Source organism: Fischerella thermalis PCC 7521 (assembly GCF_000317225.1).
Classification (GTDB): Bacteria; Cyanobacteriota; Cyanobacteriia; order Cyanobacteriales; family Nostocaceae; genus Fischerella; species Fischerella thermalis.
The window spans coordinates 19,979-45,708 of the sequence record NZ_AJLL01000027.1; the positions used below are offsets into that span (position 1 = coordinate 19,979).

The 25,730-nt window shown below is 40.1% G+C and carries 20 protein-coding genes; 8 read left to right on the forward strand and 12 right to left on the reverse strand.

What is annotated here, in order from left to right:
- The first annotated feature begins 95 nt into the window (after positions 1-95).
- A complete protein-coding gene (locus UYK_RS0106125; RefSeq protein ID WP_009458536.1) occupies positions 96-698 on the forward strand; it encodes a DJ-1/PfpI family protein in 603 nt (200 codons plus the stop codon).
- A 301-nt stretch (positions 699-999) separates the two neighbouring features.
- Positions 1,000-2,376 carry a PrsW family glutamic-type intramembrane protease gene (locus UYK_RS0106135; protein WP_016871093.1) on the forward strand — a complete coding sequence of 459 codons (1,377 nt, stop codon included), beginning with the start codon at positions 1,000-1,002 and terminating at the stop codon, positions 2,374-2,376.
- 358 nt (positions 2,377-2,734) lie between these two features.
- On the opposite strand, the gene UYK_RS0106140 is transcribed toward UYK_RS0106135, so the two are convergent.
- The 3 genes from UYK_RS0106140 to UYK_RS0106150 form a co-directional block, all read right to left on the reverse strand.
- Complete coding sequence (locus UYK_RS0106140) at positions 2,735-3,379, reverse strand: hypothetical protein (RefSeq protein ID WP_016871094.1); 645 nt, start codon at positions 3,377-3,379, stop codon at positions 2,735-2,737.
- A 342-nt stretch (positions 3,380-3,721) separates the two neighbouring features.
- The gene (locus tag UYK_RS0106145) at positions 3,722-5,305 is read right to left on the reverse strand and encodes a CHAT domain-containing protein (protein ID WP_009458540.1); all 1,584 of its coding nucleotides are present in this window, start codon (positions 5,303-5,305) and stop codon (positions 3,722-3,724) included.
- A 138-nt stretch (positions 5,306-5,443) separates the two neighbouring features.
- A complete protein-coding gene (locus tag UYK_RS0106150) occupies positions 5,444-7,783 on the reverse strand; it encodes a PP2C family protein-serine/threonine phosphatase (RefSeq protein ID WP_016871095.1) in 2,340 nt (779 codons plus the stop codon).
- A 528-nt stretch (positions 7,784-8,311) separates the two neighbouring features.
- Here UYK_RS0106150 and UYK_RS27515 point away from each other — a divergent pair.
- Positions 8,312-8,437: a hypothetical protein gene (locus UYK_RS27515; protein ID WP_009458543.1), complete on the forward strand. Its 126-nt coding sequence runs from the start codon at positions 8,312-8,314 to the stop codon at positions 8,435-8,437.
- A 234-nt stretch (positions 8,438-8,671) separates the two neighbouring features.
- Here UYK_RS27515 and UYK_RS0106160 read toward each other — a convergent pair whose 3' ends face one another.
- The gene (locus UYK_RS0106160) at positions 8,672-10,030 is read right to left on the reverse strand and encodes an esterase-like activity of phytase family protein (RefSeq protein WP_016871096.1); all 1,359 of its coding nucleotides are present in this window, start codon (positions 10,028-10,030) and stop codon (positions 8,672-8,674) included.
- A 108-nt stretch (positions 10,031-10,138) separates the two neighbouring features.
- On the reverse strand, positions 10,139-10,522 hold the full coding sequence (gene ndhM / locus UYK_RS0106165; RefSeq protein ID WP_016871097.1) for an NAD(P)H-quinone oxidoreductase subunit M: 384 nt from the start codon (positions 10,520-10,522) through the stop codon (positions 10,139-10,141).
- A gap of 1,246 nt (positions 10,523-11,768) precedes the next feature.
- Here ndhM and UYK_RS0106170 point away from each other — a divergent pair.
- Positions 11,769-12,050 carry an Npun_R1517 family heterocyst differentiation transcriptional regulator gene (locus UYK_RS0106170; RefSeq protein WP_009458549.1) on the forward strand — a complete coding sequence of 94 codons (282 nt, stop codon included), beginning with the start codon at positions 11,769-11,771 and terminating at the stop codon, positions 12,048-12,050.
- 728 nt (positions 12,051-12,778) lie between these two features.
- Here UYK_RS0106170 and UYK_RS0106175 read toward each other — a convergent pair.
- The 4 genes from UYK_RS0106175 to ctpB form a co-directional block, all read right to left on the reverse strand.
- Positions 12,779-13,474, reverse strand: a complete 696-nt coding sequence (locus UYK_RS0106175; protein ID WP_009458589.1) for a response regulator transcription factor — start codon at positions 13,472-13,474, stop codon at positions 12,779-12,781.
- A 177-nt stretch (positions 13,475-13,651) separates the two neighbouring features.
- Positions 13,652-14,362 (reverse strand): GAF domain-containing protein, encoded by a 711-nt coding sequence (locus tag UYK_RS0106180; RefSeq protein WP_016871098.1) that lies wholly within the window; start codon positions 14,360-14,362, stop codon positions 13,652-13,654.
- A gap of 579 nt (positions 14,363-14,941) precedes the next feature.
- Positions 14,942-15,910, reverse strand: a complete 969-nt coding sequence (locus UYK_RS0106185) for a glycosyltransferase family 2 protein (RefSeq protein ID WP_026086377.1) — start codon at positions 15,908-15,910, stop codon at positions 14,942-14,944.
- Positions 15,911-16,048: 138 nt separating this feature from the next.
- The gene (ctpB, locus tag UYK_RS0106190) at positions 16,049-17,389 is read right to left on the reverse strand and encodes a carboxyl-terminal processing protease CtpB (RefSeq protein ID WP_009458600.1); all 1,341 of its coding nucleotides are present in this window, start codon (positions 17,387-17,389) and stop codon (positions 16,049-16,051) included.
- A 304-nt stretch (positions 17,390-17,693) separates the two neighbouring features.
- Here ctpB and UYK_RS0106195 point away from each other — a divergent pair, with 304 nt between their 5' ends.
- Entirely contained in the window at positions 17,694-18,398 is a 705-nt protein-coding gene (locus tag UYK_RS0106195; protein WP_009458601.1) for a YdcF family protein, read from the forward strand.
- Positions 18,399-18,556: 158 nt separating this feature from the next.
- Positions 18,557-19,411, forward strand: coding sequence for a DUF72 domain-containing protein (locus UYK_RS0106200; protein ID WP_009458602.1), 855 nt, complete (start codon positions 18,557-18,559; stop codon positions 19,409-19,411).
- 133 nt (positions 19,412-19,544) lie between these two features.
- On the opposite strand, the gene UYK_RS0106205 is transcribed toward UYK_RS0106200, so the two are convergent.
- The gene (locus tag UYK_RS0106205) at positions 19,545-20,408 is read right to left on the reverse strand and encodes a shikimate dehydrogenase (protein WP_009458603.1); all 864 of its coding nucleotides are present in this window, start codon (positions 20,406-20,408) and stop codon (positions 19,545-19,547) included.
- Between the two features lie 134 nt (positions 20,409-20,542).
- On the opposite strand from UYK_RS0106205, the gene UYK_RS0106210 reads away from it, so the two are divergent.
- On the forward strand, positions 20,543-21,484 hold the full coding sequence (locus UYK_RS0106210; RefSeq protein WP_009458604.1) for an alpha/beta fold hydrolase: 942 nt from the start codon (positions 20,543-20,545) through the stop codon (positions 21,482-21,484).
- An 800-nt stretch (positions 21,485-22,284) separates the two neighbouring features.
- Here UYK_RS0106210 and UYK_RS0106215 read toward each other — a convergent pair.
- Entirely contained in the window at positions 22,285-23,244 is a 960-nt protein-coding gene (locus UYK_RS0106215) for an aldo/keto reductase (RefSeq protein WP_016871102.1), read from the reverse strand.
- Between the two features lie 253 nt (positions 23,245-23,497).
- The gene (locus UYK_RS0106220; RefSeq protein ID WP_009458609.1) at positions 23,498-24,046 is read right to left on the reverse strand and encodes a L,D-transpeptidase; all 549 of its coding nucleotides are present in this window, start codon (positions 24,044-24,046) and stop codon (positions 23,498-23,500) included.
- 717 nt (positions 24,047-24,763) lie between these two features.
- Between UYK_RS0106220 and UYK_RS0106225 the strand changes: the two genes are divergently transcribed.
- On the forward strand, positions 24,764-25,354 hold the full coding sequence (locus UYK_RS0106225) for a DUF1802 family protein (protein WP_009458611.1): 591 nt from the start codon (positions 24,764-24,766) through the stop codon (positions 25,352-25,354).
- Positions 25,355-25,730 lie beyond the last annotated feature (376 nt).

A 25,730-nucleotide genomic window follows, 5' to 3' on the forward strand; every position in this document is an offset into this window, starting at 1 on the left:
ATATAAAGTATTTGATAATACAAAGACACCAGGACATGAAAATCATATAGGTGCTTGTGAAATTATTTTTTACCATACAAGGGAGGATATAAAATATGGCTGCCAAGAAAATTTTAATGCTCGTTGGGGATTATGTAGAAGACTACGAAGTTATGGTTCCCTTTCAAGCACTACAAATGGTAGGACATACTGTTCATGCAGTTTGTCCCAACAAACAAGCAGGCGAAAAGGTGCGAACTGCTGTTCATGACTTTGAGGGAGATCAAACTTATAGTGAAAAACCAGGTCACAACTTTACTTTAAATGCCACTTTTGATGAAGTAAATCCTGACACTTACGATGCTCTAGTCATCCCTGGAGGACGCGCACCAGAGTACATCCGTTTGCATCAAAAGGTGTTAGAAATTACTCGTCACTTTGCCCAAGCAAACAAACCAATAGCTGCTATATGTCACGGTTTACAATTACTAGCAGCAGCAGATGTGTTAGTAGGAAAGAGTTGTACTGCTTATCCTGCTTGTGGACCGGATGTACACCGTGCAGGTGGTCATTATGTCGAGATTCCAGCTGATGAGGCAATAGTTGATGGTAACTTGGTGACTGCACCCGCTTGGCCAGCCCATCCTCGTTGGTTAGCAGAGTTTCTGAAGGTACTTGGTACAAAGATTGAACATGTTGAGATAGCTAAAGTTGGCTAAATTTAGTCAAAAGTTATCAGTGAACAGTAAAAACTCCCTCAAAACTATACTTGAGGAAGTTACTCAATTAACAAAACTGATCACTGATAACCAAATAATGAACCAAGCTCATCTAATGTCTAAAGCTGATGTTGTCTAACTGTCAGCAACACAAGATATCATTTATTTTGATTTTTATAATTTATAATTCCTGAGCAAAGAGTGAAGCTATAGTGGATTTAGCAATTCTGCTAATTAGTGCAGCTAGGATTAATTCTTACTGCCAATTATATTTTTGCAATAGTTTATACCCTGCAACTCGATGACAGGCAAATACGCAAGACAAAATGCATTTCTGCGGCTAGTGTCTGGTAATGGGGCAGCTTATGGGTCTGATTTTCGCTATTCGCTGTTTCCCACTAAAGAAGTAGTAATTGGACGTGACCCTAGCTGTCAAGTTGTCTTAGATGCCATGATTTACCGCATGGTATCTCGTCGTCATGCGGTGGTTCGTCCTCTTCCTCCCTCCCCAGATAGCGAATTAGGTTGGGTAATTTGTGATTTGAACAGTGCTAATGGTACTTATCTCAATGGACAACGCTTGCAAGGTTGTCAGCAATTGGTAAATGGCGATCGCATTACTCTTGGCTATGATGGCCCGGAATTGTTGTTTGAGTACGAATTTAACCACCAATCTACTGTAATATCTTCCATTGCCGAAGCCACATCCCTACCACCGGCTGGCTACCAAAACACAAACATACCAGATTCTTCGGTTAGTTTTACACAACTGTTTCCCATTATTTCTACTGGTAAAGATTTAACTCGTAAAGCCTATCTTATCCCTGGCATTCTTACGGTCGTCTTTGTAGTACTGATGTTTGCCACTGTCGGCGATCCCCAAGCAAATCAAGTAGTTGTGGGGACTTACATAGCTTTTGCCGCCTATTACTTTATTTACCAGTTGTGTGGAAAACGCAAGCCTTGGTGGGTGTTGATGGGTTCAGGATTGACAACAATGTTGATCTTGCTGAGTCCTCTCACAGATTTTTTTATTTTCTTCTTTCGTGAAGTTCTACCTGGTAGTTTGCCTGCAAATCAGCAGGAATCCGTTACCTTTACAGAATTACTCATTCGGTACTTTTTCGGTGCTGGTTTGATGGAAGAATTACTCAAAGCCCTACCGATACTGGGAGCTTATGCGATCGCTAGAGGTTTATCATCACCTTGGCGGGAACGTGTCGGTGTCTGGGAACCTCTTGATGGTATTCTTCTAGGAACCGCTTCTGCTGTAGGATTTACTCTGTTAGAGACATTGGGGCAGTATGTACCGCAAATTATTCAAAGTGTGACTTTCCAGGCTGGGGATGGTGCTGGTCAACTAGCAGGATTGCAACTGCTGATTCCCCGCATCTTGGGTTCTGTGGCAGGACATATGGCTTACAGTGGCTATCTGGGCTATTTCATTGGTTTAGCTGTTCTCAAGCCCAGGAAAAGTTGGCAGATTTTGCTCGTTGGCTATTTAACTGCCGCAGGACTTCATGCTTTATGGAATGCTACGGGAACCATCAACGGCTTATTGTTAGTGGTTGTCGGTGTATTATCTTACGCTTTTTTGATGGCTGCTATTCTCAAAGCCAGGGCGCTATCACCAACAAGAGAGCAAAATTTTGCTACCCGCTTTCTTGGCCCGAAGTAATGCCGTTTCTCTAAAATTCTCTAAAAGCACTTGGCGTCACCGGGCGTGGAAGGTTTGTATCAAGAATTTTTTGAAATAGTATAAACTTTACTAGATTGTAAATAGGGGTACACAGCTGTGTACCCCTAAAATTTTATATATTCCAGACTCCACCTCATTGAAAACGAACATATTTTTTCCCTCTTTAGGTAGATGACGCAGGTCTTGCAATTTGATAAGTTTCGGATACGATAAATGCTCTATAAATTGAGAGAACAAATTAGAACATTCCACAAAGTTTGCAAGACGAGCGCCATGCAAATATAAGGTTGCTTGCAAATAGAAAGATTGAAGCAGGCTAAAAGAAAATAGATTTTTTTTAAGCTTCCCCCTGAAAGCTGTTGAGTTGTTGTAAAGCATAGTAAGCGATCGCCATACTAACTCTTGCTTGTTCAATTTCAGATAGATTTTTCCATTCGTGTTCATCAATTCGGTTAAGAACAGTTTCTGCGGTCTTTTGTGATTCGCTACTCCGCATCGCATAAGCATAAGGACGGGCCAAAACCAATAAATCTTCAGCTCCCCAGCCAGGTAATACAGACTGAACACATTCCACTAGTTTATCTGCCATTAATTGTTGGGTAGTACAAATATCAGCAGCTTTTTGAGCGATCGCCTTTAACCATTGTTTTGGTACGCCTGTAGCCAAGCGGCTTTGTAAAGTTTCTTGAAGTTGAATTACTATGTTACTATCTGTAGTATGATTGTAGGGTAAAGCATGAGAAGTCCATAACGCTTCTAGATGATTGTAAAAATCTTCAGAGCGTGTTGTGAGTTCTTCTTCTAGGACATCTTGCAGCAAAAACTGCTCTTCCAAGTGATGAAAATATTCTTCTGATTGCTCATCAGCTGGATTCCAAGGATAAGTGCCATCCTCTGGTTGCAGTAGTGCTTCTAAAAATTCCAGTTCGATTTGAGAGGGGATTGTTTGGAGTTTTTCTAAACCGTTGGTTTGTCTATTCATTTTGTCGTCTCCCGATTAATTATTTTGTGGTATTTACAGCTACACCAGCTTCCATCTAATTTCCGCACACAAAGTTTAATTCTGCTGGTTTTTCTGTAAGCTTTTTGCTGAGATTGAAAAATAGAAACAAACACTGGAGTCAAAAGGCTAGCAGCTAGGGAAAATAAGAAGTTGTAAGGATTTTCTTTACCTGATTGTGGACAATTACTTTTAGTATGTAAGTTGTCCAAAATGGTAGATTCGGCTACAAATGAACTGACTGATAATTACTTGATAGTACAAGCTCCCAGATTTCAGAAGTCCAACTAATCCAAAATCTAAAATCCTTTGTGACTCCTCAGTTTAGGAACTCTCAATCATAAACTCCCAAGGATGACTATTTCTACTACCAAACTTTAACTGCATTCCTGGTTCCAGCAGAACTTCCTGGTGGTGGATTTGTTGCCAATCACTATTACTAGAGCTGGAAATCCAAGTTGTACCGTAGGTAGAGTTTTCTCTTAGGTAATATGTTCGCACTGGATTAGCGCCTGTGAAAGTATTCCGACACAAGATTTCAGCTTGGCGTCGAGAAACAGAGGGCTGTGGAATTACAATGTCATTATCTGTAGTACGACCGATGCGAGTAACTCCGGTTTTCAGTTTATAAGTGATCCCAGCCGATCGCAAGCAAGCCATAGGCAGCAGAGAAGCCATACCAGGTATGGAAGTTTCTGGTAATTCCGTATTACCCTCTTCGTAACTCCGAATCAGTTCGCCATCAAATTGTGGATGTAGATAGAGAACAGGTAATGTCCAAGGTAGTTGGTTAAATCTATAAACTGCCAATAGATTTTGTCTTGCTTCTGCTACAGCATGGTCGATTGGCAGTCGCCTTCGCAAAGCTTGGACAAAGGTATGAATAAAAGTCAGACTTTCCTCGTCAGCAATTTGGTCACGCATTCCTAAAGCAGCAGGAACGCCATTGCGAATCAGCACCTCGATCAAACTGCTGCAAGGTATCGCCTGACCGTTAACAGCAGCAGGTTGCGCTCCCCAACAGGCATTTAAAACTGCTAATTTCACTCCCGTATGGCTGAGAACTTGTGCCAATTCCATACCATTGAGACGCATCCCAGGACGCAAATGCAAATACCCACCATCGGGGCCTCGGGAGCCATGACCTCCATAGAATAAAATATTGTAATTTCTGGTTTCTAGTTCTTGGATCAACTGCTGTGGGGTTGGTTGCACTAGTGTCTTGACTGTACAAGGTGCGTATCCTTGGCTATGACTTCCCACTATAGAGCCATTAGAAAGAGTTTGCTCTAAAATAGCAGCTTCTCTATCCAGTTGGAGATTATTTTCATCCTCTCCCAGGACTAGCAGAATATTTAATGATTGATCAGGTCGCAAACGCAGTGGTAGCGGTTCAACCTCATTAGTAGTACGACTAAATAAAATGTTTTGAGACAGTGACATTGCCGACTGACCAACTTCGCGCTGCATAATTTCCCACGGCAAAGCAGTTAAATTTGGGTCACGAATTTCTAGTCGAAAGCGCAAACGTGTATTTTGACCAGCGGCAATACCACTGCTGTATTCCAGACTGCCCAAGATTGGGCCATCGAACAACCAACGCCAGAGGCTAATTCCCAAATGTTGCATCAAATGGCTAGTGTAACTCATCTGACCAGAAGTTGGTGAAAGCAACTCATTTGGGAGTGGGTTTGATGTTGTGGGTATGGCTGTGGGGGAAATATCTATGCAACTGTCAGGAGCAAACATCTCCTGCCACTTTCGCCAAACTTGAGTTAACTCCGCTGACCAGACGCAATCATGGATATCACGAGCGCCAGGGTAGGGAGCTTCAAACACACAAATAGCGAAATGGTCGGGACCAGCATTGACGAGACGCTTAACCGCCAAGTTCAGGGATGGATTCATTACATACAAACATCAAAATCAAAATTTTTCAATAACGCAGCTACAAAAGACAACAAAAATAATTGCCTTTTGTTGAATTTTTTCTTTTAACTTTTACCTGTATTATTTCAGGTTTCTACTAGTTTATCGAGTTTTTGACTATTCAGTGTGACGACGGGGTTTAGTCTGTTTAGAACCTGATTCTCGTTGATTCGATGGTGCAAAGGTACGATAAGGCTGTGACTGACATTGAGCTATAACTTCCTGTGAGGGTGTAGAGATATCCTGTGCCTGTGATAATTTTTGGTATTCGGATAATTGTAGTTTGTACACTTCGCCTGCTTTCACCGCAGGATTTCTCTGTATAGGAGCTAACGGGTCAGATAGGTTTGTAGGTGAAGTGACACCATCTCCAACAGAGCATATCCGCACATAGAGTAATTGATCTGGATTTTGCTGTTGTGCTGTGATTACTTGACTATTGAGAATTCTCAAAACACTGCCAGCAGGTGCGATCGCTTGTTGTGGAGGTGATGTATTTGTCAATAGTTGTATCTTAGTTGCTGTCTCAATCAGATCAAGGCGATCGCTTGGTGCAGGTGATACAATAGTTGGTTTCAAGTCAACAGAGGGAGTATTATGAATTGTGGGAAGAACAGAATCGTTTTTTTTGTTATTGAGCATCCACAAAGTCCCAAATAAACCAGCACCTAACACTAATCCTACAAGGATAATCAACTGTAGTGGCACAAAATTCGGTCGCTTACTTGGCTGGGTATCTGGAATGACTTGGGTTTTTTGATGATAACCACCTTCTGTTTTAGGTTGTAGGGTTTTGGCTGGGTAAACACTACTAACAGTTGCCAGATCAGCTATGTCAGACAAAACAAATTGTGGTTTTGTCTGTGGTTCTGAGTACTTAAATTGGTAGTGTACTAGGGCAATGGTGACATTGTCATGTCCATTTTGGGTGTTAGCAATCTCTAGTAACTTCTCTACCACACTCATTGCGTCAGTTTTACCGTGGATTAACGGTAAAATTTCTGTCTCCCAGTGCTGTTCCACACGGTCAAAGTCACTCAAACCATCGGAACACAGTAGAAAAATACAATCTTCGTCAAGAATAAAGCGTTCTGCTGAAGGATGTAATGAACTGCTAGGACTCATTCCTAAAGCTTGTACCAAGGAACCAGAAGCACCTTGTTGGATGGCATCTCGATAAATAGCATAGCCCAATCGTACTTCACGTGAAGCGACATCATCATCAAGGGTTACTTGATAGCAACCATGGCGCGTAATCCAGTAGGCACGACTATCACCAACATGAGCAATATACATTTCATGGGCGACAGGCAAAGCCATGACCAAGGTTGTTCCCATCCGCTGGCGTCCTTGGCGACTCTCGCTGTCGTTGCGCTGGCTAATTTTGTCGTTAGCAACAGCTGCTGCTCGTTGTAAATCTTCTAGTAGGGAATTTGGGTCAATGTGATCGTAAGGAACTTTAGTTAGTTCTTGTACCTGCTGTTGAATGGTTTCAATCGCCAGATTTGAGGCGACATTACCACCTTCGTGTCCGCCGATTCCATCACAAACTATTGCCAAAGCGCTGGAGTGGGGTGGTTTGCTGATAATGCTACCACTAGGTGGATAGCAGGCGTCTTCGTTGCGTTGACGACTTGGACCTGTGTCACTGACTGTAGCAATTGTGATGGCGGGAGATTGGGAACGCCCTAGTGTTGAGAGTCCTTTATCTAAAACTTTCACTAGTTGCTCAGCTGTGTGGATTTCTCCTTTGATCAAGGCATAACAAATTTCTTTGACAAATTCTGCGATCGCTGGTTTGGCTGTGCTTACCAACTGTTGCCAAAACTCTCCTAAATGGGCCAAACTCGCTACAGAATCCTCTTCATAACGCAATTCCAGTAGCCGGACTAAGGAGCCTTCTACCCTTAATAGTTGGGGATTAAGTAAGCTTGAGGCGACACCTTCACTAGCCAGAGGTTGCCACAATTGTGCTATCTGCCACAACCAATTAAGTTGTCGCATTGATGTAACTTCACTCCACACAGTTGTTAACTCACCACATAGCTGTACATCGAATGAAGTGGCGCTATATATAATTTTTAGCGGCGGTTTTTCTAAAAGTAATATGTCTTGCCCTTGACTGCCATTTGATAAAGAAACTACACCGTATACCTGTGGTACATGTAAGCGGTAGGGAATTAATCTTAAATAAGGTCTGATTGATTGTAATTTTTCTGGATCTGGCGTTTGGGGTAAATAACCAGGCTTAGTATCTAAAAGAATATATTTATCTATGACTAGATAGCGAGTGGCTAATATCTCTCCAGGATTACCCAAATTCAGACCATCTGCCACAGCCCAGAGGAAGCGTTTGGGTAAAGATGTAGAGCATCGCTGGCAGAAGCTGTGGGTTATAGAGTTGGGAGCCTGACAAAGTTCGTTTGGGCAATAGAGGTTAGCCGCATCATTTTCCATAGTTTTCCCACCGGTCAGCGATTGGCAATTTCCTTAATAGTATTGGCGGCGGTATCTAGACCGCTCATATTTTTTTAAATTGATATATCCAGACTTTGGAACAATCGAAACAATCATAATTTAAATTTTGATCGATCAAGTCAAGTACGAAGGTGCGCCCCAACAACAATAGTAATTACTCCACCCCACAGTTACTTTGTAGACTGCTCCGTCACCGGAGAGAATAAACTGACTACTTGTCATCCAAATATAACGCCTTCACAGCTACAACTGCTGGTTGAGACTAATTACCCCAGAAGAAAGAGGAGATAATACTAGTCTTTCTTTTAGTTTATAGGTAGTCCGGCATCAATAAACAAACTGAAAGAACATAGCTAATAGCTTGTCTTTACTTGCTGTTAGCAATTTGCTATAGCCAAAACATTAAGCTTATTACTTCTGCCTAGCACGTTAAAAGCAAATTTAACATATTTACTCAGTTAAAGTGTAGTTAAAGATCATAATGAAAAAAAAATTCATCGCACTGCTATGTCAGGCGATGTAATTTCAGAAGAATCACAAACCATTGAGGATAAATCCAAAGAAGTTGCTGTAGATGCTCCTGATCTGATGGATGCTCATATCCAAGTGACAACACACATTGTTTTGGAGTAGATCTCAGGAAAAAAACAGCTTTACATCATCTTCAAAAATGCCCAAGAAACTTTAGGACAACTGCAATTTGATGAATCAGAAAAGCTAATTTGGTTGCAGTCGGTGGTTATACAGCAATATTTATTGATTTTTGAGTTTACGCATGACATTAAGTTTGTTAATAAATTAATATGAATGAGATTACATTTCTTATTAGAAATCTTAATTTTAATTTGCAAATTAAATAGTTGATGACTATTCAACATTAAATAAATTTAAAGGTTTTTCTAAGCGTAGGAGAATAAATTCGGTATTGTCAACTTGTCTAGGAGTGCGACCAAAACTATCAGCATAGTTATTATCGTTGATTACAAGCAGGGTTGTTTTATCTACAGGCAATACGCTTTCTATAGTCACGAATGGAAATGTGAAGCTGCCTGCCTTGGTGCTACTGCCTCCTATGCGATTGGGATCTGAGATATTTAATAAATCTACCAATAATTCTTTATCTACAAAACCCTGAGCATCAATTTGTTTAAGATTTATTTTATAAATACGCTTGAATTGAGCAGGATATTTAAAGGCGGAATTGTGAGGATCTCCTTGCTTGTGATCACGTTCTATCACAATATATTCATGATCATTAATTGCTGTAAGTTCACCAATTGCATGGCTTTGGTGTTCTAGCTGATAAAAGAAAATTTGACCTGTGTATTGTTTGGTCGCTAAGTCAAATTCATGAATTAACAGGCGCTGCTTTAAAGAGTCATGCTTTAAAGATCCTTCTAACAAAGCATAAAGTTTGGTTCCACTACTGTTAAGCGCCAACCCTTCAAAACCTCTAGAACCACCCAGGTTTGCAGCATCAATTCTTGCTTGCTCATCAGGTAAATTCATCAAATCTGGGTGGTCAGGAGATTTTACAAAATTTAACTTACCAATACCTAAAAAGTTGGGTAAAGGAATAGGAGCATCTAGTAGTTCGCCATTTTGTCCTATATGCAGTAAAAAAGGGCCAAATTCGTCTCCCAACCAGTAGCTACCATCACTCAAGCGGCGGAAGGATTCTATATCAAAATCTCCCCCTGTTAATAAACGATTTGTTCTGATTTCTTGGCTAACAGAGATAGTGCTACCTGGATAAAATGATTTTTCTGCAACAATAGGAAAGTTAACTTTACGATTTTTATCATTTAGTTCCAAAAAGCTTTGACGACTAAACCAAGATAGTCTTTCTCCGCTTTGTAGATTCACAGGAAAAACTTTACCTGTAGTAAAATCAGGTTCTATCGCATAAATACGTAATCTATAATCAGGCGAATTGCCCTTACTGCCAAAACCATTATCTGAAATGACTAGATAAGTGCCTGCTTTTGGTCCTTTAACAACACCGGAAAAACCCTGTACAGGTTGGGTATGAACAAAAGGAGTTGTACGATTTGTCTTTTTAAATTGAGCTGTTGTCGAACCAGCAGCAAACGTATCCGCACTCAAGACAGCACGCCCAACTAGTTCTGCTGCTTGAATTGGAGACAAGAGCGTAAACAGTAAAATAACAAGAGGCTGTGGCAATAGCCAAGCAGCCAGTTGTTTGAGAAAGTAGCGGTAAAGCATTAGGTAACAATTTATCAGTGGTTTAATGCCAAGATATATACCCTAATGCCTTGCTTGTACAGGAGTTAGGAGTAAAAATTTTATAATTCATAACTCTTAACTCTTCACTTATGACTTCATTAACCCGTAACTATCTTGATCTTCAGTTGCAACTTGGGGAAGTCCCATGCTGTAATTGTTGACGCGAGCAGAGAGATTGTAACTGATTTCGCCTTTGTGCAGGAGCGATCGCAGAAAATGCTCTAGGTCTGACCCGATGCGGCGTAAATTGTAATCAGTCAGGTCTGCACCACTAGATGCTTCTACTAGTTCATCAAACTTGCGATAAACCTTTTGCAGAGCATCTTCATTCCAGGTAAATTCGTTGTCTGGGTCAACATCCAACGTTAAGACCTGATTGCTGGGAACTAGTTCGCCATCCCGGTCAATTTCTGCCGCAAAAATACGGATATGCCGGGTTGTGGACTTAAGCAGCATTGGGTTATCGTCCATAACGGTGTCAGATTCAGGTAATAGCAGTTCTCGTTTGACTAGAATACAAGCAATTTATCGAAGATGCCACGATCAGCGAATACCTATCAGGTTCTTAGCCTTTTGAGAATAGGGATATTTCTATCTTAATCTTGATTGGCGAACGGTGAGTAGCGGCCAACAGGTAACAGGGAAAGTTAATTAGGATATTGATCATTGTTCCAATTCCCAATTCCTTATCCTCCCAACTCACAGTTGAATCCCCTTGAATCTTTAGCTAAGATGGCCGCCACAACCCTCTAATCAAAAATCTGGGCCTGTTATTAGGCAAAAGATTCATCTACTAGCACAAGACTACGGGAGGTGAGGGTTTACTGCGCTAAAAAACAGACAATGAGTGGAGGATGCTGATCCTAACCAATGGAAGCCCTCATCTGTCTAATGATTTAGTAGGAGTTTGGACTCTAGTGTTGGGTAGTTACATCTTGACGTTGGTATAGCTCACAATTTTTCTACTCTCTGCTTTTTCATAGGATTGGCACCCAACTTAATCAATGAGAACAGTTCAAGTCCTTAGTGATTGTATTGATTTGGATATATTGTTTTTATTTTTTAGGAAAGAAGAAAATTATTTAGTGAGGAGGAACCCCTTGGTATGCATCACTGTCAAGTTTTTCGTACATGTCCAGCGAAAGGCATTTTAAAACAGTATACTTGGCTGGAATAATTTGCACTCAGTTTATATTGTCTATTCAAAGAAAAATTGTTACCGATTAAGAGTTTCCCTATTAATAACTTGTACGTATTCATCAACAAGAAAAATCCTACATCTAGTAATTTTACGTAAATTTTTCCCTAACAACGACAGGCTTTCATTATGTAAAATAAAATCCGGGTTTGTACTTACGTATAACCACGACTAAATCAGTAAAATCCCAAACTGTTATTGACGAAGAGATAAAGTTGATGTAAAAACCTTTAAAAAGCCACAACAAGTTCTTACAGAAACTTTATTGTATACAATCTCAAAAACTGAATAATAGTTATGGCTTGGTTCAACCACAGTATTTGCTGCAAAATCTGAGTCTTGACATTAAGAGTCGAGATAGAAACAATAGCAGGAGAAGCAAAATGAAATGCAAATTTCGTTTAAGGAAAGAAAAAGATTGATTCAAACATTTTGGATTTCAAAAAAATATAAAGAATTTTTGCGCCTAGATATAGTCCCTCACCTCTATCATCAAAAAATAAAGGAATCCTAAAAACTATGAACTCTAAAGTATTACCACGCCAAATAAATAATATTGAAGTAGGCGTTTATGAATGTGAAATCCATCTCAAATTTCGGTTGATTGAGGAAAAAAGTTTATTAGGCGATCGCGACCAACTTTTGCAGGTGTTATTAGATGCTTTACTAACTGAAGGATCTGACGAGTTTCTAGAGACTCTGCAAGCTTCTGTTAAAGCCCAGGAAATCTCTGAACTGAAAGCATCACCACAAATGCGACGTCAATTAATGCGTTTACGTAACTCTACTGAAAATGCTTAGTCTTGTGAACAGTAATTACCAGTAATTGTATGTCTTGTATTGGGCAGGGAATGGTGACTTTTTTGAGTTTCTCATTGGCTGATTTGTTATTTTGATGAGTCTGCTTGTGTAACCCAATCCCAATAGTTACAAGCTTCAGTACACTTTTACTCTATTGAGAAGGTTCTTTTTGGGCGTCTGGGGAGAGACACTATCCCTTTTACAGTAGCCTTCACCCTTTGCACTACGGATACAGACTGGGTGCCTACTAATGTGTTTGAACCTTGCTTTCTGGCAGGTTTTAAATTTGATTTTATATTTCCAGGGTATTGCTAGAACCAGCACTCTTGATAAATATTGAGAGGTTCATGCCATTTTAGATTGGAAATCTTTATCTGGGTATAGATTCTGTAAATCTATCTGTTGCAATCATTTTTCAAATTGGTATCACACTCTATACAAATCGTAAAAATAACAGAAATCAGAATCCTGACCTCAGAATTCTGACTTCTGGATTATGTTGATTAGACAATAGAGTTGGCAAAAAGACAAGGGGAGCCAGTGCGGTGGTGATTTCCCCATAAGCGACTACAGTAGACACACCAGTGGCTTCTGTAAAGTTAGGGTTCTCGGCATAAAGCACGTGGCGTGGAGGATTTGTATCAAGAATTTTGTGAATTGGTACAATTTTAGATCACACAACGAAGGGTAAATGATAAAAATTTCGCCTGCATCGACCGCCTTCTACATCACTTAGCCAAACCATGTTCAAGAGCAAAACGAACTAACTCAGTTCGGCTATTCGTGCCAGTTTTACTAAACAAACGGCTGACATATTTTTCAACATTACGGACGCTGGTTTCTAAGCGACGAGCAATTTCTTTGTTCATTAAGCCTTCTGCTACCAAATTTAAAACACTTTGCTCACGGGGAGTTAAGTCGATTGTAAATGGTGGTGGAGATTGGGCGATCGCATTTCTTTGAGTCAACAGTGCTTTGATTTGGGCGATTTGATTAGCCAAATCGGCAATGTCAGGTGTCTCTCCTTCTTCAGTTGTAGTTGGAGTTTTGCTTGTCCGTCGTGCTAGCAAATTTTCGATTATTGCCACTAACTCATCAGGATCGAAAGGCTTGGGCAGATAAGCATCTACGCCGGCTTGATAACCTTGGATGCGATCGGTCGTCATGCCTTTTGCGGTTAAAAATATCACTGGTAATGCTTGAAACCGGGGGTCTTCACGGAGTTGCTTGAGAAATTGATAGCCATCTACCTGAGGCATCATAATGTCAGAGATTACCAAATCAGGTGTACTTTGTTGCATCAACTCCCAGCCCTCACGAGCGTTACTGGCAACCTGAACGTTGAAACCACTTTCCTGTAAATAATCTTTTACTGCTTCACGCAGCCCCGGTTCATCATCTACCAGTAACAATTGTGCTGACATTTACAGTTTCCTTCCTTCGACTTTATCTCCAATTTAACAGGCTGTTGGTAATCATGCATAAAGAGTGATGGATGAGCAAGCCAATCAGAATAGGGTGTAGGAGGAATGATTACAACTGTTGCACCTGAGTCTAATTTCCTTTACATCCCATACCCCTATACCCTTTGTTACAAGGATTCAAAACCTTAACTCAATCGTATTGAAATATAGGAAGATTATATTCCTTGCTTCCTCCCTAGCTGAATTTATCCAATCTAGTGAAGTAATAGCTAGTCTCAAGACTTGTTCTTTCAACGCAGAAATATTTAATGTCAAAACTTGACTTACACTGTTAAAGTAACCAAGTTCCGAATTGTACTGGCTCTGCTCACAATTTAAGACCTCTGTATCTATTATTGTGCTGATACGATGTGCAGCTAGTTGTAGCTGTTCCACATCACGTTCAGTAAACTGATGAGGCGTAAGAGTGCCAACGTGCAGTACTCCGACCACGCCTTGTTTAAGCGGTATTGGTATGCCAACAAGTGATTTCAAATCCTTTTGGCGTAGAATTGGGCTAACTATTTCGACCTCTGACAAGTTATTTAATATCATTGGCTTCATACTTGCGGCAATGCGACCAGCTATACCATGCCCAATGGGAATACGGATATGTTTTGCTATCTCTTCCTCAAGTCCAATACTGGCGTACACATCCAGGTTCTGTTGATCTGTAACAGGTATTAGGAAAGTAACAGTATCTACAGACATATACTCTTTCAACCACTCAAGCACTTTCTGAAGTGATTGATCAAGCTTAGCAGCTGTGTCGTTTTGCTTTTCACCTATAAAGACATTCCAACCTTTATAGAAATTTGGTAAACCAGCGTCATCTTTCCAATACAACATTATAAAACTCCAGTAAATCCAAAGTACTGAAAATAACGGTAATATTGCTAAGAATTATAATTTATATCTTGCATCAAATTTTCATACGCCAAGGAATAAATTCCTTGGCTAATAGCAAAAGTCAGATAAATCTGACTAGGATGGTATTTCAGTCCGTTTCAACGGACTTATGCTATTAGCTTGAGAATTTATTCTCAAGCAGGATATGGGGTAGGTGCAAGATGTCAGATAACGTTTTTATAAATGCTGGCAGGGAAATAACATTATTTAAAATATGAAGTTTTAATGAAATTCTAAAAATAGAAGTGTAGATGTATCTGAGAGTTTAACCTAAATTTAATTATAAATATATCTAACTTCTTTAATCTTTATTACCTTTGAGATGAGAAATGTTTTTTAAGAATATAAATCTAGATGAGAGATTAGATCGTGTAGGCTGGTAATGGGTAATCGGTAATGGCAAAAATCAATTACCAATTACCTTTTCCGCAGTCCAACTTGAGTTGGTAGCTAATTAAAATTAATAATTAGCAATTAGCAATCAACTATTAACTATTCACAACTTCAAAATTCAAATATTTATAGCATCTGAATGATTTTAGCTTCCTCTGGTAATTTAGCTTCTCTTTGACCGACAGTACGCGCTCTAGCAGTGAATAAACCAATGGGAGTATTTAATAAATCTACGAGGTGAATTTTACCTGCTAAAGCCTTGATGCTATCTCTTGGTAGTTCTTTGATTAACCAGCGTGCTAATCGATAGGTGCATTCTTTTAATGTTATGTCTCGCATTAACTCCACACCATACAATTCATGTAAATAGCGATTTGAATGTCCATAACGCCGCCATTGGCTTTGTAATTCTTTGAGTGTGGTGCGGTGGCGATGTTGTACGATCGCCTTGGTCGCAAATTCTAAGCGTCCGATATTTTCTCGCTGAATCCGCCAACAGATATCAGCATCACCACCAGTTGTCAGATAGGGGCGAAATAAACCTGCTTTTTCTAATGCTTGTCGTCGAATCGCTAAATTTGCTGTTTGACCGTAGGGACAAAACTGATGATTGAGGGTGTGCTTTTGCGATAAAGTATCTTGACGGTCGGCAAATTTTTCTAGTAAATTATTGCCAGGTAGTGCTGTGATTTCACCAGCAACAATTGCCACATCATTGTTAACAAAAGGTGCAATTAAAAACTCTAGCCACTCTGGTTGAGGACGACAATCAGCATCGGTAAAAGCAATAATCTGCCCATTCGCAGCGCGAATACCTGTATTACGGGCAGCGTAGGAACTTTGAATTTGATTTTCACTAAGAGGACGGATTAATATAGGAGAATTTTTAGCAGTTTGCTGTAAGATTTCAAAAGTGCGATCGCTACTATTATTATCTACTAGCAAATATTCTACCCATTCTTTTGGGTAAGTTTGAGCAAATAGACAATTAATTAATTCTGATAAATCTGTTTCGCTGTTATAAATAGGGATAACCACCGATACCCTCGGCAAGAAAGCATCAGTGGTCGTTGTGTTAGTTGATTGGTGATTCATACTATTTAGGATTTGGGATTCACAACTAGTTAGTAGTTGTTGGCTGGTGGTTAGTTGTTGATACTTTTGATAATCAACAAACAACAAACAACAAACAACTGCCTAATTTTTAGTATTCCCAAATCCTAAACCTGAGTATTAAAGTCGTAAATTATCAGCACCAAAGCTGTTTGCTTTTTGAGTAGTTTGATTTTGCAAAGGTTGGGCAAACTGATTGTTAGAAAGAATATTCAAAGCACGGGTATACTGAGGATCTTTGTTAGTTCCTAACAAATCAGGGTTAGATGCTAACTGCCGCTGTTGTTCTTCTGTTAAGTCTAACTTAATATCTGGTGTTATTCCCTTATGGTTAATATCTGTACCTTTTGGAGTGTAGTAATGGGCAATGGTAATTGCTACACCAGAACCATCTCCTAGTTCATGTACTGATTGGACTAAGGCTTTGCCAAAGGTTTGACTACCAACTACTATTGCTCGTTTATTATCCTTAAGTGCGCCTGTGAGAATTTCACTCGCGCTAGCTGAGTTATTGTCAACCAGTACCACTAAAGGACGGTTTGTTAGGGCTGTGTGATTGGCTTTACTCTCATCACTACCGCCTCTACGGTCTACAGTACGGACAATTGGGCCATTGTCTATCCACATCCGGGCAATTTCAATACTGGCTTGCAACAAACCACCAGGATTACCCCGTAAATCTAGTACAAAGCCATCAACTTGTTTGCCATTCAAATCACGGATAGCCCGTCGCATCTGATCGGCAGCATGGGCGTTGAATTCCCGTAAACGAATATAGCCAACCCGGCGGCGACCTTCTTGTTTGAGGGCATAACGTACTGTTGGAACTTCGATCGTAGCTCGTGTCAGTTTGAGGTCAAAAGCACTGTGTCCTTCTCTTTCCAATCGCAAAGTCACCATTGTACCTGCTCGACCACGAATCAGCTTGGATGCGTCTTCGATCTTCATCTGACGGGTGGATTTGCCATCAATAGCTACAATTTCATCTCCAGGCTTGATACCGGCTTTGATTGCTGGCGAATTTTCTAAGGCTTCTACAACAACTAACCGCTTGCTATTTTCATTCACCTCCATCCGAATCCCAATCCCAGAGACTTCCCCGGATGTTTGGTTGGTTAGGGCTTCAAATTGTTTAGGATCCATAAAGCGCGTGTATGGATCTCCCAGCTTTTGCAGCGCTTCCCGGATAGCGGTGTAAGCTTCTTCTCGAGAAGAATAGTTTCTGCTTAATAGGCTTTGTCTGATTGTTAGCCAATTTTGGCGGTTAAAAGAACCATCTACATATTCGCGATTTACTAGTTGCCATACTTGGTCAACTACCTGTTTAGGGCTATCTTGTAGAGCTGCACGAACAGAACGACACCAACCTGGTCCGAACACAGATACTGTAGCTGTGGTGGCGATCGCTCCTCCAATTAAAGCTACTTGCAGTGGCGAGTAACGTTTTGCAGATTGTTTCATGTATATAAGCTGGAATAGTTGTGTGGTTGACAATTTAGCAATCAGAAGCTTTTTAGAAAGTTATTAGTTTGCTCGGCTATACTCCCTTCATCCTGTTTTCCTTTTAATTGTCTTGAAAATACCGCAATTTCTATCAAGGACTTATCCCGCACTAGTCAACTTGCTCAGTCAGCTTACTGCATTCGCATGACACTTTCATCAGTGTCATAATTGCACTCATTATTACCTAATACCAATTACTGCTAGATGCATCAATTTTAATGATTAAAAAATATAGGTAATTTAAATTTTATATAAAGTTGTCATGAACCGTAAAGTTACGAGTAGTCATAATGTTCCCCGTAGAAATACCTTGTCGAAAAAGTGGAGAGTGTTACGAAAAATTAAATTTTGCTTGGGTCTTCTCCTTAGCATTTGGCTAGTGTTTACCACTATAACTTTAGTCTCCGCATCCTCCAAGCCAGTGGACACTTTTTTCGTACTTGGTGGCAGTATTCGCCGGGAAATGTACGTCGCCAAACTGACCAAGCAATACCCACAAGTCAGAGTTTTAATTTCTGGAGGTTCGCCAGACGTCTGTATTTGGCTCATTTTTCAAAGGGAAGTAGCTGCAATGGCAAATGTTTGGCTGGAGAAGTGCGCTAGCTCGACTTTCAGTAATTTCTACTATAGTATTCCGATTCTACGTCGTTGGCATGTGCATAAAGTCATGTTAATCACCTCCCCCACACACCTACCACGGGCAAAATGGCTAGCACAGATTTTATTAGGCGCACATGGTATCTGGGTAGAAACAGAAGTGGTACACGAGCAAGGCATTCCTGGTAATCGTGAATATTGGGCGAAAACTGGATTAGATCTGACCCGTAGTTTATTGTGGGCAGGATTAAGCCAGATTATTCAGCCGCAATGTTCTCAAGTGACAAAGTTGGCAGATGTGGATATCAAAGCTTGGCAGGATCGCAGTTTTAAATGTGAACGGCAGGGAAATTTGGAGTGGAGGAGGTAGGGAGATGGGGTGATGGAAAGAAGTAACCAAAGTAACCAAAAGGAAGAGGCTGAGCTAATAAACCTCAGTTCGGGTTAAGAAGATTTTGCTGTTGAACTTAAGCACCAGTTCTCAAAAATCGAACTACAGAGGTACAGAGATTACGGAGGAATATAATTTTGAGCTTTTTTATCGGTTGCGCTGTTTGGGCATATAAAGGTTGGGTGGGTGAACTTTTTCCTCCAGGTACTCGCCCTGCTGACTTTCTCCATCTCTACAGCCGTCGTTTCACTACAGTGGAAGGTAACACCACATTCTACGCTATACCAAACCAAGAAACTGTAGCCCGATGGGCAACCGATACACCACCAGGTTTTGAATTTTGCTTAAAATTGCCCCGAGATATTACCCACAATCAACAGCTACAACCTTATATCCCTGATGCTTTGAAATTTATCGAGGTGATGCGTCCTCTAGGTAAGCGTCTCGGTCCGATTTTTGCTCAGTTACCCCCTAGTTATGCACCGACATTACTTGACGATCTCACCGCTTTTTTGTCAGCTTGGCCTCATACAGAAATACCACTAGCCTTGGAAGTGCGACACCGCGACTGGTTCAAAGAACCCCACGCTAGTAATTTGGAAGCACTATTAGAAAAGTTAGGTGTAGGAAGAGTATTACTAGACTCCCGCCCAATTTACACTGGTGATGACGACCCCCAGCTACAATCAGAACGACGCAAACCCAAATTACCAGTGCAGTTTAGTATCACCGCACCTTTTAGTTTGATTCGGTTTATTTCTCACCCCAATTTAGAAATTAACCAGCCTTTTATGGCAGAGTGGGTTACACAAATTCAGCAATGGTTGCAGCAGGGAAAGCGCATTTATTTCTTTGTTCATTGTCCCCTTGAAGAGCGATCGCCAAACACAGCTCGTCACTTCCAAAAATTACTAGAACAAAACGGCGTCAAAGTCCCACCCCTTCCTTGGGATAACTTAGACTCTCCACCAAACCAGTTAAATCTTTGGTAATTGGTAATGGGTAATTGGTAATGGGTAATTGGTAATGGGTAATTGTTAGTAGTTGTTTAATACTTACTCCACCCTTACGGGAAGACGCTACGCGTCTACACACCCCTCACACCTCCCCACCTCCCCAATTCCCTCACAATCCCAAATGTTTTTGCAAAGCTTGACGCATCACATCTACAGGTACACTTTCCCGTTGTAACCAAATTTTTAATGCTGCTGCACCTTGTTGGACAAGCATTTCTAGTCCATCGATCGCAGTTACACCTATTTGTTGCGCCTGTTGTAAAAATTTCGTTGGATTAGGAGTATAAATTAAATCGTAAGCGATCGCTTGCGATGATAGATTTGCCATTTCTGCTGCACTCAAGGGCGATTCATCGATTTTGGGATACATACCAATAGGAGTTGTATTGACTAGCAAATCTGCTTGCGGGATTAATTCGGGCAATTCATCCCATCTGTGAACATTGAGATTAACTTGTAGTGGTGAATTTTCCCAACTTTGAGAAAAATCTCTCAATCGCTGTACATTTCGCCCCACAACGTGAATTTCTGCACATCCTAACTTTGCACAACCTGCTACTACAGCCCTAGCAGCACCACCGTTACCTAAAATTACTGCTATTTTCTGACTCCAATTTTGCTGATGTGCTTGTAAAGGAGCAAGAAATCCTTCTATATCCGTGTTTGTACCTATCCAAGAGTTATTTTTCTTAATAACTGTATTGACTGCTCCTACGGCTTGAGCAATAGGTTCTACGGCTGACAAAGATCGTAAGATTGCCTGTTTATGAGGAATTGTGACACTAAAGCCCACAACACCAATAGCTGCAAAACCCTGAATAGCTGTGTGTAAATCTTCTGGTTTAATTGGAAAGGGCAGGTAGACATAATCTATTCCCAATTGCGCGATCGCTGCATTATGCATAACTGGCGATAGTGAATGTTCTATTGGATAGCCGATAACTCCTAGCAGTTTAGTTTTCCCTGTAATCAATGTTTTGTCCTTTGTCAGTTATATGTTGTTGGCTGTTTGTTGATAGTTAGTTCCAAATAGCCAGCAACTATCAACAATCAACAATTAATTAAAGCCTACAATTATTAGAGGGTACTTAACATTTCTTTGGAATCATGCAGGCAACAACAGCCTTCTCTACAACCCCTATTCCTGGCAAATATTGGCAGTGGCGAGGGCATAACATTTACTATGTACAAGCAGGAAAATCGCAACTCCAACATCCACCTTTACTGTTAGTGCATGGATTTGGTGCTTCTACTGACCACTGGCGCAAAAACATCGCCCAACTGCGCCACGATTTTGAAGTTTGGGCTATAGACCTTTTGGGATTCGGACGTTCAGCTAAGCCAAAATTGGAGTATGGCGGTGATGTGTGGCGAGACCAACTTTATGACTTTATCACTGAGGTCATAGGTCAAAAAGCAGTACTAGTAGGTAATTCTCTGGGTGGTTATGCTAGCTTGTGTGTTGCAGCCCAACGTTCTGATGCAGTAGCGGGTTTAGTATTACTAAACAGCGCTGGGCCGTTTAATGAGAATGAGCATACAGCTGAACCAGAAGCACTGCAAACTCAAATCGAACCACCACAACAGCCAGATAATTTGCAGAAACTCTTAGGTGATGTTGCCAAATGGATTTTTCAACAACCTTTTGCCCAGTTTCTATTATTTCAATACGTCCGACAAAAAAGTGTCATTCGTCAAACTCTAGAAAAAGTTTATCTTGACAAAAGCGCAATTACAGAGCAACTAATAGAAGAAATTTCTCGCCCTGCTTATGATCAAGGTGCTTTCGATGTATTTTCCTCGGTGTTTAGAACTCCCCAAGGTGAAAAAGTGGATATGTTACTCAAGCAATTAACTTGTCATTTACTACTATTGTGGGGAGAAGCAGATCCTTGGATTAACGCTAGAGAACGTTCGCAAAAATTCCGCCAATACTATCCTCAATTGACAGAATACTTCCTACGCGCAGGGCATTGTCCTCACGATGAAGTACCAGAACAGGTTAATTCCTTACTGCGGGAATGGGTCTTTTCGGTAGTTAGTAGTTAGTTAAATTTTGTAGGTTGGGTCGAGTTTACGAGACCCAACATCATCAGGAAATGAAAGTGCAGCTACAAGAGTAAATGCAGCTATTTTTTGGAAGAAAATATGATTGTCCATTCAATTGTATCAACAGGGTATTTGGTAATGGGTAATTGGTAATGGGAAAAACCAATACCCAATGCTGAAGCTATATATCATAAATTATTAATCGGACATGATATAAAAACAAGAAAAGCCCTCACTACAACGCGGGTTCCTTTCTTTGTAACACTGACTAATACTGTTTCTCTATGGGTCTGGTAAGTTTGGTGATAAGGAGGATAAGGGAGACAAAGCTTCCTTGTCTCAGCCAAGCAGGAATTTATGAATACTAAAAATGCAAAAACCTGGTCAAAGGGGACCAGGTTATGCAAACTCTTTGGTGATCAAGTTGATGTTATCGTTCAGAGTTAAAAAAGTAGAAAACTAAGGTGGACATCACTAGCAGTAAACCCAGCATAATATTGTTTTTCCGCTCCGGGATTTGGCTTCTCCTAACTAGGAGAATATACCACTTTAATATTACTGTTATGCTGACAGCTTACTTGGGCTTCTGACGGGGGACACCAAGTCATTTGCCCAATTCAGTTTGGTTGTGCTTTGTTTGGTGTCCTAATTATTAATCTATCATCCTAAAAATTAGTCGCAAGTGCCTTTTAACTCAAGTTAACGAGTCTTTAAGTTTCTCAATATAACAGATAAATTTGTTGGTAGTTGGTAGTTGTTTGTTGTTTGGAAGAACCAAAGATCAACCACCAACAATATAATCACCAACTCCACATCACAGGGTTATCATCAAGATGATCAGTAACAGTACGCCCAATAGCATCAATTTGTTGCAGTTCAGCTTCTGAAAGTTGAACATCAGCTGCTTTAGCATTATCTTGTGCTTGTTCTGGGTAACGCGCACCTGCGATCGCTTGAGTTTGAGGTTGAGCAATCAACCAGGCTAGGGCTAACTGAGCTAGACTACACTGATGCTGTTGTGCGATTGGACGCAGTTTTTCTAAAGCTTGTTGCGCGCGAGTAAAGTTTTCTCCTTGAAATAGCTTGTTATCTTTACGGTTATCTTTGGGATCAAATTTATGATTGGGGCCAAATTTCCCTGTCAACAATCCCTGGGCTAATGGTGAGTAGGCAAGAATAGATATATTGTTTTCCACACAATATGGCATAGCATCTTTTTCTACCTGTCGCCAAAATAAAGAATAGGGCGGTTGTAAACTATCAATACGTCCGTACTGAGCTGCTTCTTCTAATTGGCTACGGGAAAAGTTGCAAACACCAATAGCCCGAATTTTACCTTGTTCTTTTAGGTGATTCAGAGCATCCATTGTCTCTGCAATCGGGACAATCTCACTATTAAACGCACCCGAAGGCCAATGAATTTGATAAAGGTCTATGTAGTCGGTTTTGAGATTTTGGAGAGAGCGATCGCAAGCCTCTATAACTTGATTGTACTTGAGATGGCTGGCAAAAACTTTAGTAGCATACTCGACGCGATCGCGGACATCAGATAAAGCTTCAGCAACAATTCGTTCTGAATGCCCGTCACCATATACCTCCGCAGTATCTATTGTAGTAATACCAGCTTCAAAAGCTGCACGTATAGTTTGAATTGAGTCCACATCTTCAATTCCTACCCACATTTTTTTACCAGCTTGCCAAGTCCCCATGAGGATAGGTGTAATTTTTACTTCTGATGTACCCAAGCGTCGCTTTTGCATGTTTAAACCCTAATTAATAATGCTTTTTTGAGCTTACGCATTTTAGGTAGGTGTATCATTAATCAAGAAACTACCCAAGCTATTGCACTACAATTACAGGCGTTTCTCTATCTATCTGGTGGAATAATTCTTCAACCACAAAGGTTGTACACATCAACAGAATTATATGAAAGACTAACACAAGAAAAAGAGGCAGGCTTCAATAGTCTTTTTTACATGAAACTTTTGGGTATTCAGGATAAAACTAACCAACCTATTGCACTACAGTTACTGGTGTTCCTACACTTACCTGCTCAAATAATTCTTGAACATCATTGTTGTACATACGAATACAACCGTGTGAGGCTGCTTTACCTACTGATTCAGGATTAGGAGTGCCATGAAAACCAATCCAATTTGTACCATTTGTCCAAAATCCAATCCAATAGCGGCCAAGGGGATTTTTAGGGCTTCCTCCTGGAATAGACTCACCTGTAAAAGGATGCAACCAAGTCGGATTTTTAGTCATATTAAGTACTTGGAAATTACCGATTGGAGTTTCCCAACCTGGTCGACCTACTGCAATTGGATAAGATTTAATTTTAGTTTTGCCTCGATAAAGAATAACTTGACGTTGGCTAAGAATAATCTTTAAATTAATAGGCTGATTTATGGAATTAACTGTAGATTTTCCTTCATTTTGAGAGTATGGTGTGCTAATGGATGGAGCTTCTGTAAGAATACTTATTAAAGTACTAGCGCTAGCAATCACAACAACACTAGCAAGCGTTGAACGCAAACTTATATTGGGTTTTTCGCTCATTTGTTCTCCAAACAAATCTTCAATTGTGCAGTAAATTGCAAAAATTTTGGTAATTGGTAATTAAGATACTGATGATTTTTCTATGCTCAATGCCTAACAAAGAAGCATAATATCGTAAGCAGTTAGCCGAACTTGATATCAGATATTCTCTGATATGCAACTAAATATGCTCATTTAGAAGTGTTTACTGAATATGGAAATTTCTTCTTAATACTTATCTGTGATGATTTATTGGTCTTCTGTCTCAAGGTTAGTGTCAGATTACATTGTTTTGTAACAAAAAATACATATGAATGATTATTTTATTACGAAAATAAAATTTTGTATCGTCCGCATCAAGGCAAAGTTTCCGAGTGCAAGGAGGAATAAATGTGCAAGTTGTTTTTCTATCTTCTGGTGAGAGGTAGATATTTTTGCAATTAAACCAGGTATTGAGTTTAGTTAAATAGTCGATTTACCAAATTTTTCTTATTTCCCAATTTAAGGACAAAATTGCATAAATTCATTCATCATGAAATTCCTATAGCTAAAATCTGCACTTATTTGCGTTTTCCTGTGCGAGTCTTAGCGTTTAAAAATACTACCAATCCAAACCAGTACTCAGCAACTTGAAGCCAAAAGATTTATTCTATAAATCTTCCTCAATTCATTTCCCCAGATAGTGGCATGTTGCATTACTCTTGGCGTCAAATAAAATCAGAGTTAAAGTAGATACTTATGGTGACTACAACTTTTAACGCACTTAAAGAATGGGCAGTTGCCGTCACTGCTTTAGAAGCAGGAAAAACAATCATGCTGCTTCGTAAAGGTGGTATTCACGAACGTAATGGACGCTTCCAAGTTGTCCATGACGAGGTTTTGCTCTACCCAACTTACGAACATCAACAACCTTTTTTACTCAAGCCTGAGTATGCTAATCTTGTTTATCCTGTGACACCAGGCTGGCATCCACAAACAATCCGCATTGGCAGTTGGGCAAAAATTACCGATATTTTTCCAGTTTGTGATGAATTAATAGTTAATGCTTTGCTTCCCTTTCATATTTGGAACGAGCATTTTATTAGCGATCGCCTCAAATGGAAAGCACGTCAGCCATTATATATTTTGCTACTAAGGACATACAATCTATCCCAAGTTCGGGAAATTCCTTATCTACCTGAGTATGGTGGTTGTAAATCATGGATTCATTTGGATGAAACAATTAATTTACAAGGAGCAGAACCGGCTTTATCAGATTCTACTTACAATCAATTAGTAGCAGAAATTCGTGATATTGTTGGTGACAAGTTTTATGCGCCATGCGTTTAAAAAGTAAAAGCTTGGGTTAGGCAATAGGCAATAAGCAATAACTAAGAAGGCTCTTTGATGTGTACTTAGCTTCGCAGAAATTAAATAGGATTCTTATACTTACTTTAAAAGTACAACTAGTTACTTTTAAAGTACAACTGGAAATGTTTAGGCAGCGGCAATTTTCTGATGAGCCGCGCTTATCAATTTAATTAAGAATCATTATAAGGCTCATCAGATAATAAACAAGTATTTGAATTTGTTCATCAGTGGGATATATGGCAATCTTATATGATTTGTGAGAATCACAAAGTCCAGATCCCCGACTTTTCAGAGAAGTCGGGGATCTTGTTGTTCTTGGTGCAAGTTATCAGCTACAACGCGTTTTAGTAGAGAC

What these genes read in the sequence shown, in the direction of transcription:
- UYK_RS0106180 (WP_016871098.1), bottom strand. Translation starts at nt 14,362, where the DNA reads ATGTTGTATTGGAAAGATGACGCTGGTTTACCAAATTTCTATAAAGGT.
- UYK_RS0106145 (WP_009458540.1), bottom strand. Translation starts at nt 5,305, where the DNA reads ATGAATCCATCCCTGAACTTGGCGGTTAAGCGTCTCGTCAATGCTGGT.
- UYK_RS0106135 (WP_016871093.1), top strand. Translation starts at nt 1,000, where the DNA reads ATGACAGGCAAATACGCAAGACAAAATGCATTTCTGCGGCTAGTGTCT.
- ctpB (WP_009458600.1), bottom strand. Translation starts at nt 17,389, where the DNA reads ATGAAACAATCTGCAAAACGTTACTCGCCACTGCAAGTAGCTTTAATT.
- UYK_RS0106125 (WP_009458536.1), top strand. Translation starts at nt 96, where the DNA reads ATGGCTGCCAAGAAAATTTTAATGCTCGTTGGGGATTATGTAGAAGAC.
- UYK_RS0106210 (WP_009458604.1), top strand. Translation starts at nt 20,543, where the DNA reads ATGCAGGCAACAACAGCCTTCTCTACAACCCCTATTCCTGGCAAATAT.
- ndhM (WP_016871097.1), bottom strand. Translation starts at nt 10,522, where the DNA reads ATGGACGATAACCCAATGCTGCTTAAGTCCACAACCCGGCATATCCGT.
- UYK_RS0106175 (WP_009458589.1), bottom strand. Translation starts at nt 13,474, where the DNA reads ATGTCAGCACAATTGTTACTGGTAGATGATGAACCGGGGCTGCGTGAA.
- UYK_RS0106185 (WP_026086377.1), bottom strand. Translation starts at nt 15,910, where the DNA reads ATGAATCACCAATCAACTAACACAACGACCACTGATGCTTTCTTGCCG.
- UYK_RS0106160 (WP_016871096.1), bottom strand. Translation starts at nt 10,030, where the DNA reads ATGCTTTACCGCTACTTTCTCAAACAACTGGCTGCTTGGCTATTGCCA.
- UYK_RS0106195 (WP_009458601.1), top strand. Translation starts at nt 17,694, where the DNA reads ATGAACCGTAAAGTTACGAGTAGTCATAATGTTCCCCGTAGAAATACC.
- UYK_RS0106215 (WP_016871102.1), bottom strand. Translation starts at nt 23,244, where the DNA reads ATGCAAAAGCGACGCTTGGGTACATCAGAAGTAAAAATTACACCTATC.
- UYK_RS27515 (WP_009458543.1), top strand. Translation starts at nt 8,312, where the DNA reads ATGTCAGGCGATGTAATTTCAGAAGAATCACAAACCATTGAGGATAAA.
- UYK_RS0106170 (WP_009458549.1), top strand. Translation starts at nt 11,769, where the DNA reads ATGAACTCTAAAGTATTACCACGCCAAATAAATAATATTGAAGTAGGC.
- UYK_RS0106150 (WP_016871095.1), bottom strand. Translation starts at nt 7,783, where the DNA reads ATGGAAAATGATGCGGCTAACCTCTATTGCCCAAACGAACTTTGTCAG.
- UYK_RS0106220 (WP_009458609.1), bottom strand. Translation starts at nt 24,046, where the DNA reads ATGAGCGAAAAACCCAATATAAGTTTGCGTTCAACGCTTGCTAGTGTT.
- UYK_RS0106140 (WP_016871094.1), bottom strand. Translation starts at nt 3,379, where the DNA reads ATGAATAGACAAACCAACGGTTTAGAAAAACTCCAAACAATCCCCTCT.
- UYK_RS0106225 (WP_009458611.1), top strand. Translation starts at nt 24,764, where the DNA reads ATGGTGACTACAACTTTTAACGCACTTAAAGAATGGGCAGTTGCCGTC.